We start from the raw sequence: 13,219 nt of genomic DNA, 5'->3' as shown, positions 1-13,219 counted from the left end.
GAGGCGTCACGAGCGCTCGTCGGCCGTCCACACAGGAGGAACCCCGATGGACTTCCGGCTCTCCGAGGAGCACCAGGCGCTGCGCGACAGCGTGCGGGACTTCGCCCGCGAGGTGGTCGCGCCGGTCATCGCCGAGCACTACGAGCAGCACACCTTCCCGTACGAGGTCATCCGGCAGATGGGCAAGATGGGCCTGTTCGGCCTGCCCTTCAGCGAGGAGTACGGCGGCATGGGTGGCGACTACTTCGCCCTCTGCCTGGCGTTGGAGGAGTTGGCCCGGGTCGACTCCAGCGTGGCGATCACCTTGGAGGCGGCGGTCTCGCTGGGTGCGATGCCGATCTACCGCTTCGGCACCGAGGAGCAGAAGGCCCGCTGGCTGCCGAAGCTGCTCAGCGGCGAGGCGCTGGCCGGTTTCGGGCTCACCGAGCCGGGCACCGGGTCGGACGCCGCAGGCACCGAGACCCGGGCCGTGCTGGACGGCGACGAGTGGGTGATCAACGGTTCGAAGGCGTTCATCACCAACTCGGGCACCGACATCACCGCTCTGGTCACCGTCACCGCCGTCACCGGCACCCGGCCGGACGGCGCGAAGGAACTGTCCACCATCATCGTGCCGAGCGGTACGCCGGGCTTCACCGTGGCGCCCGGCTACTCCAAGGTCGGCTGGACCGCCTCGGACACCCACGAGTTGACCTTCGACGACTGCCGCGTGCCGGCGGAGAACCTGCTCGGCGAGCGCGGCCGGGGCTTCGCCCAGTTCCTGCGGATCCTCGACGAGGGCCGGATCGCCATCGCCGCGCTGGCCGTGGGCCTCGCCCAAGGCTGTGTCGACGAGTCGATCAAGTACGCCCGCGAGCGGCACGCCTTCGGCCAGCCGATCGGCAACTACCAGGCGATCCAGTTCAAGGTCGCGGACATGGAGATGAAGGCGCACACCGCCCGGCTGGCGTACTACGACGCGGCGGCCCGGATGCTTGCCGGCGAGCCGTTCAAGCGGCAGGCGGCGATCGCCAAGCTGCACGCCAGCACGATCGCGGTGGACAACGCCCGGGAGGCGACGCAGATCCACGGCGGGTACGGCTTCATGAACGAGTACCCGGTGGCCCGGTTCTGGCGGGACTCCAAGATCCTGGAGATCGGCGAGGGCACGTCCGAGGTGCAGCGCATGATCATCGCGCGTGACCTGGGGATGTGACCGGGTTCCGGTGACGGGGCGGGTCGGTCGCCTGTCGGGTTTCGGCATCGACCGGTCGGGTGGTTGACGCTCGCCTGCCGGATGTCGGGCCTGGCCCGTAATGTCCCGGACCATGACTTCGAGTCATGATCGTTCATCCGGGTGGATCGGGTCGTCCGGCCTTGCGGATCTGTTGCGGGGGCATCGCCGGGCCGCCGGCCTCACCCAGGCCGAACTCGCGACTCGTGCCGGCGTCGGCGTACGGACGGTTCGTGACCTGGAACGGGGACGCTCCTCGCGCCCGCAGCGCACCACCGTCGATCTGCTCGCCGATGCGCTCGCCCTGTCCGGTCCCGCCCGTACGGCCTTCGTGGCCGCGGCTCGCAAGGCCGATGGCGGCACCGCTCGGGTCACTGTTGGTGGGCCGGCACCCCTTCCGCCACCGCCCGAGCTGATCGGGCGGGAGCGGGACCTGGCCGAGTTGGTCACCCTGCTGACCGAGCCGCGCGGACCGCAGGTGATCAGCCTGGTGGGGGTGGCGGGCGTCGGCAAGACCGCCCTCGCGCTGGCCGCCTGCCACGCCGTCGCCGCCGCTCGACGAGCGAGCTCGGTCGGGCCGCCGCCGGAGTCCGGTCGTCCGGGCGGTGTCAGCGGGCTGCACGTCGGCGCCGGGTCGGACGTCGCCGATGTGCTCGCTGCCGCGCTGGGCGCCTTCGGGGTGTCCCGGACGACCGAGCTGACCGCCCGGATCGGCGACCCGACGCTGCTGGTGGACGCGGCCGACCGGGCCCCCGATTCGGTGGCCTCTGCGGTGCAGCGTCTCGTCGACGCCGTGCCCTCGCTGCGGATCCTGGTCACCGGTCGGCACCCGGTGGGGCTGCCGGACGAGTGGGTCCGACCGGTGTTGCCACTGGACGTGCCGGCGCCGGGAGACATCGAGCCGTCGGCGCTCGCCGCCTCCCCGGCGGTGGCGCTGTTCACCGCCCGGCTGGCGCAGGTCCGCCGGGAGCCACCGACCGAGGCCGAACTTCCGGCGCTGGCCGCGCTGGTGCGGCGACTGGGCGGGCTTCCGCTGGCCGTCGAACTGATGGCGGCGCGTGGTCGACTGCTCAGCCTGACCGAACTGCTCGACCGCTACGGCGACCGGGTGCTGGACCTCGACATGGCGACCCGCAGCGGTTGGCCGACCGGTCAACCGCGGCCGGACGACACCCGGGTGGCGGGGACGCTGCGCGACGCGGTGGCGACGAGCTACCGGCTGCTCGACGACGAGGAGCGTGCGGCGCTGCGCCGGTTCTCCGCGTTCGACAACCGGTGGTCGATCGAACTGGCCGAGGAGATGCTCGCCGGCACGGCCATCACCGCCGACCCCGTACGGCTGCTCAACCGGTTCATCGAACTGGGACTGCTGCACGTACGCGGGGATGGGCCGTTTCGCTTCCGACTGCTCGACGCGGTCCGCGACTACGCCGTCGAACGGGTATCCGGCGCCGGTGAGTCGGCGGTGATCCAGCGTCGGCACGCGCGGGTGATCACGTGGTTCGTGGAGCGCACCGCACCGGGCCTGGCCGGGACCGACGCCACCGGTGCGGCGGGTCGACTCGACGAGGTGTCCGGGGACATCAGTGCCGCGCTGGCGTACGCCGCGGTGGACGACCCGCTGACCGCGCTGCGCCTGGCGGCCGGCCTGCCGCTCTGGTGGCGGCTTCGCGGGCGCGCCGGTGCCGGGCGGCAGTGGCTGCTGCGGCTGCTGGCCGACCCACGTACCGCCGAGGCCGACGGGGAACTGCGCCTGCGCGCATCGCACGGGGTGGCATCGCTCGCCGACGAGCAGGCCGCTGTGGTGGAGGAGTTGCCGGAGGCCCGCGATCGGTTACGGCAACGGGGGGTGGTGGCGCGGGCGAGGAAGCCCCCTGTTGCCACCCCTCGCTCATCGCCCGCGCCGGCACCCCCCATTGCGCCCCCGGTGACCCGAGACTAGCGAGACGGCGAAAGGCGACCTGTCGTATTTGGTGACCTATCGCCGTTTGTTCGATCGGTTCTGCCGCTCTTTCTGCCGCTGACGTCACCCTCGGCTGCTGGGCCGACCACCGATAGTTCAGTGGCGGGGGTTGATAACGCGGCACCTGCCAACGATGATCAACAGTCGGTGGACTTGGCGTTCTCCGGTCCAGTGGCCGGGTCACCACTGCCGGCCGTGGCGCAGGGATGCACCGCGTCCCGCACCTGGCGCAGGCCGTCGAGCAGGGCGTTCAGGGCGGGCGGATCCAGTTGGCCGGTGAACCAGTCCTCGATGAGTTGGAGGTGACCGGGCAGGCACTCATCGAGCCGACGCAGGCCAGCCGGCGTCACCACGGCGAACGAGCTGCGCCGGTCGGACGCGCAGGCACGTCTGACGATCAGGCCGTCACGTTCCATCCGGTCGACCACCCGGGTCACGCCGCTGGTGGACAGCGAGGTCTGGGCCGCGAGGTCGGTCATTCTCAGTTGGTTGTCGGGCGAGCGGGTGAGCCGGGTCAGCACCTCGAACTCGACCGGGGACAGCCCGTGTTCTTCCATCTGCGCGGCGAACCGGGCGGACAGCCCGGCATGTACCTCGAAGAGGAGGCCGACAGCCGTGATGCGAGAGTCATCGAACACGTTCGGGTTCACCAGGCCATCCTAGCAGTCCTTGACACGTGGAATATTGTCGAGGGTATAGTTGCTTAGTCAGTCGTTGACCAAGCCAACATTCTCTACCGGAGGGCAGTCTCTCATGACCAGCAGCACCGAGTCGGTTACCCGCGAGTGGAACGGCCTGACCATCCCGGCGGCTGGCACCTACCTGCTGGACGCCGCGCACAAGCGGGTCGGCTTCATGGCCCGGCACATGATGGTGGCGAAGGTCCGCGGTGAGTTCACCGAGGCCAGCGCGACCATCACGATCGCCGAGGAGCCGTTGGAGTCCACGGTCAGCGCGACCATCCAGGCGGCCAGCATCACCACCGCCCAGGCCGACCGGGACACCCACCTGCGCAGCGGCGACTTCCTCGACGTGGAGAAGTTCCCCACGCTGGAGTACCGCAGCACCGGCGTGAAGTCCCACAGCGGTAACGAGTTCGTCCTCGCCGGCGAACTCACCATCAAGGACGTGACCCGCCCGGTCGACCTCACGGTCGAGTTCGAGGGTGTCGGCCGCAGCCCCTTCGGCACCGACATCTTCGGCTTCTCGGCGAGCGCCGAGATCGACCGCGAGGAGTTCGGTCTGACCTGGAACGTCGCCCTGGAGTCGGGTGGCGTCCTGGTCGGCAAGAAGATCAAGATCGAGATCGAGGGCGAGGCCGTCCGTCAGGCCTGACCTCCCGTACGCCCGACAGGCCCGCGCTTCACCGCGCGGGCCTGTCGGCTGTTCACCCCCGTGGCCTGGCCCCACCGTCCCAGGGGCGCTGCCGTCGGTGCCAAATGTCACAGATTGTTCGTCAAGCTGTTCGTAGGCCACGACACCGGCGCTGGGTAGGACTTCTTTCGGCGTGTCCGAACTGGCCCGTCGCTGGTCAGAGCGGCGCTGCTCTGCGGGGACTGCGGCAATGGACCGATCTTCGGGACGGCCAGGTTCGGCGCGTCGGCGAGTAAGGTTCACACTGCGCTGCGGAACGGCACCGTTCCGTCGCGTCGCGCGCCGGGAGGAACACATGGGCAGGGACGTCGATCGGGCCGCATTCTCCCGCGAGGACCGGGTCCTCTACCGGCAGAAGGTCCGCCGTTGCCTGGACGTCTTCGCCCTGATGCTTGACGACTTCGGCTTCGACGCCGACCGGCCGATGACCGGGCTGGAGATCGAGCTCAACCTGGTCGACCCCGCAGCCGAACCCGCGATGCGCAACGAGGAGATCCTCGCCGCCATCGCCGATCCGCTGTTCCAGACCGAGCTGGGACAGTTCAACCTGGAGCTGAACGCCAACCCTCGACTGATCTCCGGTGCCGGCTTCACCGACTACGAACGCGGCCTGCTCGGCAGCCTCAACCGGGCGAGTGAGCGGGCGGCCCGGTCGGACACCCGGATCGTTTTGGTCGGCATCCTGCCCACGCTGACCGAGCGTCACCTGGTCGCCGACAACCTGTCGACGAACGAACGGTACCGGGTGCTCAACGACCAGATCGTCGGTGCGCGGGGCGAAGACATCGAACTCGACATCCGTGGTGTCGAACGGCTGCGTACGCACACCGACTCGATCGCGCCCGAGGCGGCCTGCACCAGCCTCCAGTTCCACCTCCAGGTCGCGCCGGACAGCTTCGCCGACTACTGGAACGCCTCCCAGGCGATCGCCGGAGCGCAGGTCGCGGTGGGTGCCAATTCACCCTTCCTGTACGGCCGGCAGCTCTGGGCGGAAACCAGGATCGCCCTGTTCGAACAGGCCACCGACACCCGTCCGGACGAGCTGAAGGCGCAGGGCGTACGACCTCGGGTGTGGTTCGGAGAACGGTGGATCACCTCGATCTTCGACCTCTTCGAGGAGAACGTCCGCTACTTCCCGCCGCTGCTGCCGATCTGCGAGAGCGAGGACCCGGTCGAGGTCCTGCATGCCGGCGGTGTGCCCGAGCTGGCCGAGCTGCGACTGCACAACGGCACCGTCTACCGCTGGAACCGCCCGGTCTACGACATCATGAACGGGCGTCCGCACCTGCGGGTCGAGAACCGGGTGCTGCCGGCCGGCCCGACCGTGGTCGACATGCTGGCCAACGCCGCCTTCTACTTCGGGCTGGTCCGCGGTCTGGCCGAAGCCGACCGCCCGATCTGGAGTCAGCTCACCTTCAGCTCCGCCGAGGAGAACTTCCACGCCGCCGCCCGACGGGGCATGGACGCCGTCCTGCACTGGCCCCGGCTCGGCGAGGTGCCGGTGACCAGGTTGGTGCTGGACGTGCTGTTGCCCATTGCGTCCGCCGGGCTCGACGCCTTCGGGGTGGCCCCGGCCGAACGCGACCGGCTCCTCGGCATCATCGAGCAGCGCTGTCGTACCGGCCGTAACGGGGCGGTCTGGCAGACGGCGACCGTGTGGGCGGCGCAGCGGCAGCGGGGCCTGGACCGACCGGCCGCGCTGCACCACATGCTCCAGCGCTACGCCGAGTTGCAGGGCAGCAACGAGCCGGTGCACACCTGGCCCGTCGACTGACCCGTCAGCGGGCGCGACGCGGTGGCCGGGCCCGCCGGCTCGAAGCCTCCGGCCCGGCAGTGGCGCCGGTTGCCGGCTCGGCGTCCGTACCCGAGTCGCCCTCGGCGCGGCTAGCACCTGATCTGCCCCCGGCCTCGGCGCGGCCCGCATCCGTGCCGCTCCGGGCCTCGGCGGAGATGACCTCGGACGCCTGCCCCGCCGACGGCTCGGTGGTGCTGCGTCGGGTCGACTCACCGGTGCCGCTCCCGACCGGATCGCCGCTGGCCGGTGTGTCCGCGCTGCCGCGGTCGCCGCTGGCCGGCGGGTAGGTGCCGCCCTGGTCGCCGCTGGTCGGTATGTCCGTACTGTGGCGGCCACCTCGGGTCGGCACGACCGCGCCGCCGGGGTCACCGTTCGTCGGTGCGTCCGTGCTGTCGTGGTCGGCGGGGCGCTGCCGAGGTACCAGCGGGGTGGGTGCCGCGTCGGTGGCCGGCTGCTGCGACCGGCGTCGGGCGGACCGCTGGGCGAGCGCCGCGACGAGGACGGAACCGCCGACACCGACTATTGCCGCGTACGGGGCGATGAGGTGGGCGGACACCTGCTCCGGGTTGATCGCGGTCAACCTCGGTACGGCCAGGAAGTAGGCGATCGCCACCAGCAGCGGACCGGCCGCACCGGAGGCGGTGGCACCCACCCGACGGTCGGCGTCGCGGACGCCTCGGCGGGCGGCCAGCGCGCCGATCACCAACGCCGATCCGAGGGAGAGAATCGCCCCGGGCCAGTAGAAGTAGTCTCGGATCCAGAACTGGTCGCTGTCGGAACTGAGCTGCCAGATGCCCAACTGTGCGGTGGTCAGGCCCCGACCGGCGAGCACCGAGTCGAGTACGGCGACGACCGCGAGCAGCCACAGCCAACCGGCGGTGGCGATCACGTTGGTGGCCGCCGCCCGGCAGCGCAGCGACCAGAGCGCCACCAGCGTGCCGACCAGCACGCCGACCGCGGCGTACCCGGCGGCCATGTCTCGCGGAGAAGGAGTGTCCGGTACCACCGCGACCCGGGCGGGTACGGCGACCAGCAGCACGGTGATCAGCGCGCCCAGTGCGGCGGCACCTGCCAACGCGAGAAACCACAGGCCGTCGCCACCGCGTCCGTCGGTTACCGGCGGTCGGCCCGGGTCAGCTGCCGATTCGGCGTCTGATGTGGACAGCGCCGGGCGTCGGTCCCGGAGCCGCTGGGCGCAGACCGCACCGAAGATGGTCGAGGTGGCGGCGATCCAGGTGGCCCAGATCAGGCTGGCCACCCAGGCGGCCGTGCCGGCGGTCGGCTCGGCCGGCGCCCAGTTCAGGATGCCCAGTCCGTAGCCGAATCCCAGTTGGGCGGCACCGGCGCCGGCTGCCACGCCGGCCGCGGTGGCAATCGATCCTCCCCAGCCCTGTCTGGCCATGCCGGGCAGCGTAACCTCCTGTGCCCGGCGCGGCGAGTCGTGCGCCGTACCGGGTGATTAAGGTGACGGACGGTGTTTGGCGTCGATGGGTACGGTCGCCGTAGATGAGGCGGTGGGCGCAATGACGGGTGAGGTGACGGACGGGCGGACCACGCGGCCCGACACCGGTCCCGATCGGATGACGATGGTGGTCGGTGGTGGTGTCGCGGCGGTGCTGCTAGCGGTCATCGGCGCCGCTGGTGGCTGGGTGCTCGCGGGCGACGAACCGCAGCTGCCGGAGACGCCCGTCGCCGCGAAGGGGAGCCGCAGCCCGAGCGCACCGGCCCCTTCGACACCGCGTGAGCGGCCCGCGCCCACCTCCGGCCCGACCAGTGCCGCCCCGACCAGTGCCGCCGCACCGAGTCCGACCGGGCTGACCGTGCCGGATCTCGTCGGCATGGACCTCGAAGAGGCCCGGAACGAGGTGCGAAAGCGCGGGCTGGAATGGACGTTCGTCTTCGGCACCGGCGACAACCAGAGCGTACGGAGCACTGATCCGGTCGCCGGTACGCCGGTGAAGCACGGCAGCACGATTTCGATCACCGTGGCCGGGGCGGCCCCACTGAACGAGATGCCGGAGGTGGTCGGGGACGACTGCCGGGAGGCGGCGGCCGAACTCTTCGACATGGGCTTCTCGCCTCGCTACCCGGCCGGGCTGGCCGGGAAGGTCACCGAACAGGAGCCCGCCGCCGGCACCGTCGGACGATGGGATGACGTCGTGTACATCCTCTGCGGGATTCTGTCGTCGGATGACGAGTTCCTTCGGCAGTGACAGGCACCCGACACGCTGATCCCGGCCGATGGCGGGCGGAACCGCTAGGTTGACCAGCGTGGGGAGGCCGACATGAGCGAGCGGGGCGAGGAACAGCCGGACGACCGGACACGTCCGTTGCCTCCGCCCGCCGGAGATCCCGACGACACCGCTGTGCTGGGTGGTACGCCGCCCGAAGGCACCGAGGCGGACGCGACAGCTGTGGTGCCGCCGACGCCCCGACCCCAGCTGTGGTCGGGGCGGGCGGAGGTGCGGCCACCGGGTCCGGGTGACGACCGCGAGTTGGCCGCCGGCGAGTGGTACGGCGACGAGCAGGCCGGTCGGCGCTGGTGGCTGCCGATCCTCTGGGGCATCGTCCTGCTGCTGTTGCTCGGCGCGCTCGGAGTGGGGTTGTGGCTGGCACGCCAGGCGGTGGACGAGGACGACTCCCCGCCGCCATCGCCCCAGCCGACCTCGACGGCGCCAACGAGCGCGTCGGCTTCACCAACCCGTTCGCCCTCGGCGGCGCCGACGACCAGCGCCGCGCCGACAGGGCTGCCGCTGCCACCCCTGGTCGGGCTCTCCGAGGATGCGGCCCGAGCCCGGCTGGAAGCACTCGATCTCCAACCCGAGGTCGTGTACCGCCCGTCGGACCAGCCGGCCGGCACCGTGATCGCCACCGACCCGGGCCAGGGTGAGCCCGTCCAGCCCGGCGATGTGGTCAGGCTGGTGGTCGCCACCCCCAGCCCGTCGACGACGGCACCGACCACCGCGCCGACGACGACCGACCCGACGACGACCGGGCCGACCACTGACCCGACGGCCACGGCGAGCCCCACCGGGTGAACGGCGGCTCACCACATCCGTCGTCTGGTGCTGACCAGCCCGAGCCCGGCGAGGGAGATGGCGAGCCCGAACATCCCTGACCAGAACAGCGACCGGCTGAGCGCGTCGGAGCTGTGCCGGTCGCCGGTTCGGTCGGACGTCGCTGCCCGGTGCGCACTGCCGGCGGACGACTCGGAGTCGCCGGGCATCGCGGCCGAGCCGTCAGGCAGAGCAGCCGAGCCGTCGGGCAGAGCAGCCCAGTCGTCGGGCGTCAGTGGTGCCGTGCGGTCGTCGTCGAACTCGTCCCAGGCGGGCGGTGAGCCTCCCGACCTGGTCGGCGGCGTGGCTTCCACCACCGTGATCTCGGGTGCGGGAACCGGCTCGGCCAGCCGGGTGGAGGAGAGGGCGGGATCCCGGACCAGCACCATCAGGGTGATGGCGGCACCGAACAGTGCCAGGATTCCGAAGGCGTGGGCGATACGGGACCGATGGGGCCGCCGCGCGGACAGATTGACCATGGCCATCCCAGGTTCGGGGTCCTGGAGGCGCGGTGGAGACGTGCCGGGGTGGGCACACCGATTCTATGGCGTCGGTGTGCCCGTCGGCGGCGTTTCGAGTGCTCAGCCCACCCGGACCGGGGTCCGGGTGACGGGCCGACGGGCCGAGCGGACGGTGTGCGGTCGCGGCTGCGGCGCGGCCTGCACCAGGTCCAGCCCGGCCCGCTGGACGAAGATCGATCGGCGGTTGACCGCGTCCCCCGCCGCGTTCAACTCGTAACCTTCGAGCCAGAGCCAGCCGTCATAGGTGGGGCGGTCCAGCACCCGGATCACTCGGAAGTGGATGGGTCTGATGAACTGGACACTCGCCGCGCTTGTCACGTTCAGTACGTCACCGGAGCGGGGAAGCACATGGGCTCCTGAAGGGTCGGCCGGCGGGGAGGCCGGCAAGGCTGATCGGGGGAATTGCTGGCTCCGGCGACGAGGTCGTGTCTCGGGAACCGGGTTCGTGGCGTTGACGGGCTTCGCTGCGCTGGTGGCGTACTCGGCCCGCCGTGTCTGGGCTGTCAGGGAAGGTGTCTGGGGCCACCGCCGCCGTCGCGCGTCGGCGACCGGCCACCGGATTCGCGGGGCCGGTCGACGATCGACCGGGTCATCCGGTCGTCGTCTCCGTCGGCACCGCGGTGATCACAGGGGGATACTGGATCAGAACGGTGCGTAGCCCGCGTCATACGGACAGAGTGCATCAGCGTCGTGCTTCATGCAAGTTGCACGTCGACTTTTGCCGATACGTGAGCGGCTCGCGCGAAACGGCGCTTGAACGTGCCGCCACCCGGACGGCACACTGAGGACCGGTTTCGCCCGTCGCGGCCGGTCGAGGACCGGCTCCATCCCTTGCCGCGAAACGCCCGCCGCCTTATGGTCGCGCCCTAGGCGGGCGGCAGACAGCGGCGCGTCGAGGCGGAAGGTGACACCGTGAGCGAGCGGCGCAGTCCGACCATCCGCCGGCGTCGCCTGGGCGCGGAACTGCGCCGTCAGCGCGAGACGGCCGGGATCACCATCGAAGCGGTGGCCGAGCAACTGGAGTGTTCGGCGTCGAAGATCTCCCGGATCGAGACCGGCCACACCACCGCGACGCCCCGGGACGTCCGGGACATGCTCCGGATCTACGGGGTGGTCGGTGCTGAGAGCGACGAGCTGGTGCAGATCGCTCGGGAGGCGAGGCAGAAGGGTTGGTGGCACCCGTACAGCACGGTGCTGGTCGGGGCGTACGTGGGCCTGGAGGCTGCGGCCAGTTCGATCCGGGCGTACGAACAGCAGGTGGTTCCGGGTCTGCTGGAGACCGAGGATTACGCCGGCGCGATGATTCGCGCGGCCCGCCCGGATTTCACCGCGGAACAGGTGCGACAACGAGTGCGTGTCCGACTCGGTCGCCAGTCGTTATTGACCCAGGACGATCCGGTCGATCTGTGGGTGGTGCTCGATGAGGCGGTGATGAGCCGTCCGGTGGGCGGGGACACGGTCATGCGTGACCAGCTCAAGCGGTTGGTGGAGGTAGCCCAGCTGCCGAATGTGACGTTGCAGGTCCTGCCCTTCGAGGTTGGGGCACATGCCGGCATGGACGGCACCTTCACGATCCTGAGCTTCCCCGAACCAGGTGATCCGGATGTCGTGTACGCGGAGAACGCCACGGGTGGGCTCTTCTTGGAGAAGAGCGACGAACTGCAGAAGTACAGCTTCATCTTCGATCACATTCGAGCAGCGGCCATGCGTCCGGAGGAGTCCGTCGGGTACATCGCAAAATTGGCAGAGGAGCCGCTGTGGAAATGGCGACGCAAGGATTCCCCGTGGACCTGACGCAGGCGCACTGGTTCAAGAGCTCGAAGAGCGGGCCGAACTGTGACAACTGCGTCGAGGTGGCGTATGTGACCGGGGCGGTCGGCGTCCGGGATTCGAAGGACAAGGCCGGACCGGCCCTCGTCTTCGCTCCGGGTGACTGGCACGCCTTCGTCGCCGGCACACGGGGCGGCGTCTTCGGACGGGGTTGATCCCGTAGCAACGACCTGGTCCCCGATCGGCACGTCCGGTCGGGGACCACGTCGTCCGCCGCGCTCGGCGGTCCCTCCGTGGGGCCTGGCCCGGTCGGCTGCCGTCGCCACTTCCCACCCGTCTCGTTGTACCTCTCGGTACGCGCTGGTCGACATCCCCCCGAGCAGGGCGGGTAACCGAGCGAGGCAGGCGAGACGAATGACGAGTATCGGATCGGACAACCTCACCAACAGCCCGGGCAAGCCGGAAAGGTTCGGCGGCAAATATCGCGGGGCTCGGCGGGACACCGTGTTGACCGAGGTGGTGTCCACGGACACCGAACACTCAGGGCGGGACACCACGGCACCGAGCGAGCAGGCCACGTCGCCGCTCACCCTGCCGTCGCTGGACCCGAACCCGCTCACCGAACCGTCGTTCCCGGCGACCGGATGGTCGAGCGTGGACGACGGCTCCCTGGCGGATCATCCGCTGCTGCGCGGCCTGCTGATGGAGTTGCCGCCGAGGGGCAGTGTGCCGCCGCCGGGTTGGCTCGACCGCTGGTTCGAGGCGACACGGGCGATCCTGGAGCTGCTATACGTGCAGGGCGCGGGCCGGGCTCGGTGAGGTCGCGGACGGCTGCGGCATGGCCCGCTCGGCGAGCCGGTTGTGGCGCAGCGCGTGGCGGACCCCGATGGCCCCGACGCCCAGCACCCCGATGGTGACCGCCGGCCCGGTGATGCCCGGCCCGAAGAACTCGGCGGCACCGCTGGCCGTGATCAGCGCGGGCAGCAGGGCCAGGCCGGTCACCTGCAGCGGCAGCCCGATCAGTGGGTGGGCGGCGGCGGCCCGTAGCCCGTGTGGTGCCGGCGTCCGGGCGGTGGCGGCCAGTGCGCCCGCTCCGGCCCGGAGCCGACGCACCCGGCGTACGGTGCAGAGCGCCACGACCAGCGCCGGTAGCGCGGCGAGCGCCAGCCCAGCGGCGGCCCGGTCGGCCAGGGTCGCCCCGGCGGTGGTCAGACCGGCGATCGGCAGAGCCACCGTCAGGCCGAGCCCGACCAGCGTGAGCCCGAGCAGCCAGCCGGCATGTCGACGAAGCTCGCGCGCGTGCGTCATCCGGGGCAACCCCTCCGCGAGGTAGCCGGCGGCCCACCAGACGACGGCGACCGGGAGCAGGAGGACGAGGTGGTTCTGCATGCCTGTCAGCCTTGCCCGTTTTCCGGCTCGCCGAATCCGGGACCGCCCCCTGTTCGTCCCGTAGCCGCCCCCCGTAGGGGAACCATCGTTTCATGTTATGAGGGATCCGACATGTTTATCTGTGTCCATGCCTCGAAC

General features: G+C 70.7%; 13 protein-coding genes and 1 pseudogene. 9 read left to right on the top strand and 5 right to left on the bottom strand.

The window, feature by feature from the left end:
* Positions 1 to 46 precede the first annotated feature (46 nt).
* On the top strand, positions 47 to 1,195 hold the full coding sequence (locus JMF97_RS12810) for an acyl-CoA dehydrogenase family protein (protein ID WP_203221772.1): 1,149 nt from the start codon (positions 47 to 49) through the stop codon (positions 1,193 to 1,195).
* 112 nt (positions 1,196 to 1,307) lie between these two features.
* Positions 1,308 to 3,071: pseudogene (locus tag JMF97_RS12805) on the top strand (ATP-binding protein); the annotation flags it as partial.
* A gap of 242 nt (positions 3,072 to 3,313) precedes the next feature.
* On the opposite strand, the gene JMF97_RS12800 reads toward JMF97_RS12805, so the two are convergent.
* On the bottom strand, positions 3,314 to 3,826 hold the full coding sequence (locus JMF97_RS12800) for a MarR family winged helix-turn-helix transcriptional regulator (RefSeq protein WP_203221770.1): 513 nt from the start codon (positions 3,824 to 3,826) through the stop codon (positions 3,314 to 3,316).
* Positions 3,827 to 3,929: 103 nt separating this feature from the next.
* On the opposite strand from JMF97_RS12800, the gene JMF97_RS12795 reads away from it, so the two are divergent.
* Together JMF97_RS12795 and JMF97_RS12790 are read left to right on the top strand one after the other, a co-directional pair.
* Entirely contained in the window at positions 3,930 to 4,511 is a 582-nt protein-coding gene (locus JMF97_RS12795; protein ID WP_013730747.1) for a YceI family protein, read from the top strand.
* A 334-nt stretch (positions 4,512 to 4,845) separates the two neighbouring features.
* The gene (locus tag JMF97_RS12790) at positions 4,846 to 6,324 is read left to right on the top strand and encodes a glutamate-cysteine ligase family protein (RefSeq protein WP_203221769.1); all 1,479 of its coding nucleotides are present in this window, start codon (positions 4,846 to 4,848) and stop codon (positions 6,322 to 6,324) included.
* 4 nt (positions 6,325 to 6,328) lie between these two features.
* Here the strand turns inward: JMF97_RS12790 and JMF97_RS12785 are convergent, their stop codons facing one another.
* Positions 6,329 to 7,747, bottom strand: a complete 1,419-nt coding sequence (locus JMF97_RS12785) for a hypothetical protein (protein ID WP_203221768.1) — start codon at positions 7,745 to 7,747, stop codon at positions 6,329 to 6,331.
* 121 nt (positions 7,748 to 7,868) lie between these two features.
* Here JMF97_RS12785 and JMF97_RS12780 point away from each other — a divergent pair, with 121 nt between their 5' ends.
* Together JMF97_RS12780 and JMF97_RS12775 are read left to right on the top strand one after the other, a co-directional pair.
* Positions 7,869 to 8,558, top strand: coding sequence for a PASTA domain-containing protein (locus JMF97_RS12780; RefSeq protein ID WP_203221767.1), 690 nt, complete (start codon positions 7,869 to 7,871; stop codon positions 8,556 to 8,558).
* A 72-nt stretch (positions 8,559 to 8,630) separates the two neighbouring features.
* Entirely contained in the window at positions 8,631 to 9,383 is a 753-nt protein-coding gene (locus JMF97_RS12775) for a PASTA domain-containing protein (protein ID WP_203221766.1), read from the top strand.
* Positions 9,384 to 9,391: 8 nt separating this feature from the next.
* Here the strand turns inward: JMF97_RS12775 and JMF97_RS12770 are convergent, their stop codons facing one another.
* Positions 9,392 to 9,880 carry a hypothetical protein gene (locus tag JMF97_RS12770; RefSeq protein WP_238359248.1) on the bottom strand — a complete coding sequence of 163 codons (489 nt, stop codon included), beginning with the start codon at positions 9,878 to 9,880 and terminating at the stop codon, positions 9,392 to 9,394.
* Between the two features lie 102 nt (positions 9,881 to 9,982).
* Positions 9,983 to 10,270, bottom strand: coding sequence for a hypothetical protein (locus JMF97_RS12765; protein ID WP_203221764.1), 288 nt, complete (start codon positions 10,268 to 10,270; stop codon positions 9,983 to 9,985).
* A gap of 564 nt (positions 10,271 to 10,834) precedes the next feature.
* On the opposite strand from JMF97_RS12765, the gene JMF97_RS12760 reads away from it, so the two are divergent.
* The 3 genes from JMF97_RS12760 (at position 10,835) to JMF97_RS12750 (ending at position 12,511) form a co-directional block, all read left to right on the top strand.
* Positions 10,835 to 11,716, top strand: a complete 882-nt coding sequence (locus JMF97_RS12760; protein WP_203221763.1) for a helix-turn-helix domain-containing protein — start codon at positions 10,835 to 10,837, stop codon at positions 11,714 to 11,716.
* Entirely contained in the window at positions 11,686 to 11,907 is a 222-nt protein-coding gene (locus JMF97_RS12755) for a DUF397 domain-containing protein (protein ID WP_043719173.1), read from the top strand. Before JMF97_RS12760 ends, JMF97_RS12755 begins: the two co-directional genes overlap by 31 nt.
* A 199-nt stretch (positions 11,908 to 12,106) precedes the next feature.
* The gene (locus JMF97_RS12750) at positions 12,107 to 12,511 is read left to right on the top strand and encodes a hypothetical protein (RefSeq protein ID WP_013730756.1); all 405 of its coding nucleotides are present in this window, start codon (positions 12,107 to 12,109) and stop codon (positions 12,509 to 12,511) included.
* On the opposite strand, the gene JMF97_RS12745 is transcribed toward JMF97_RS12750, so the two are convergent.
* Positions 12,479 to 13,081, bottom strand: a complete 603-nt coding sequence (locus JMF97_RS12745; protein WP_203221762.1) for a hypothetical protein — start codon at positions 13,079 to 13,081, stop codon at positions 12,479 to 12,481. The genes JMF97_RS12750 and JMF97_RS12745 overlap by 33 nt on opposite strands.
* Positions 13,082 to 13,219: the final 138 nt, after the last annotated feature.

The sequence above is a fragment of the Micromonospora fiedleri genome (assembly GCF_016774385.1).
GTDB classification, from domain to species: Bacteria; Actinomycetota; Actinomycetes; order Mycobacteriales; family Micromonosporaceae; genus Micromonospora; species Micromonospora gifhornensis.
Note: the sequence above shows the minus strand (reverse complement) of the source record. Positions and strands in the feature narration are given on the sequence as shown.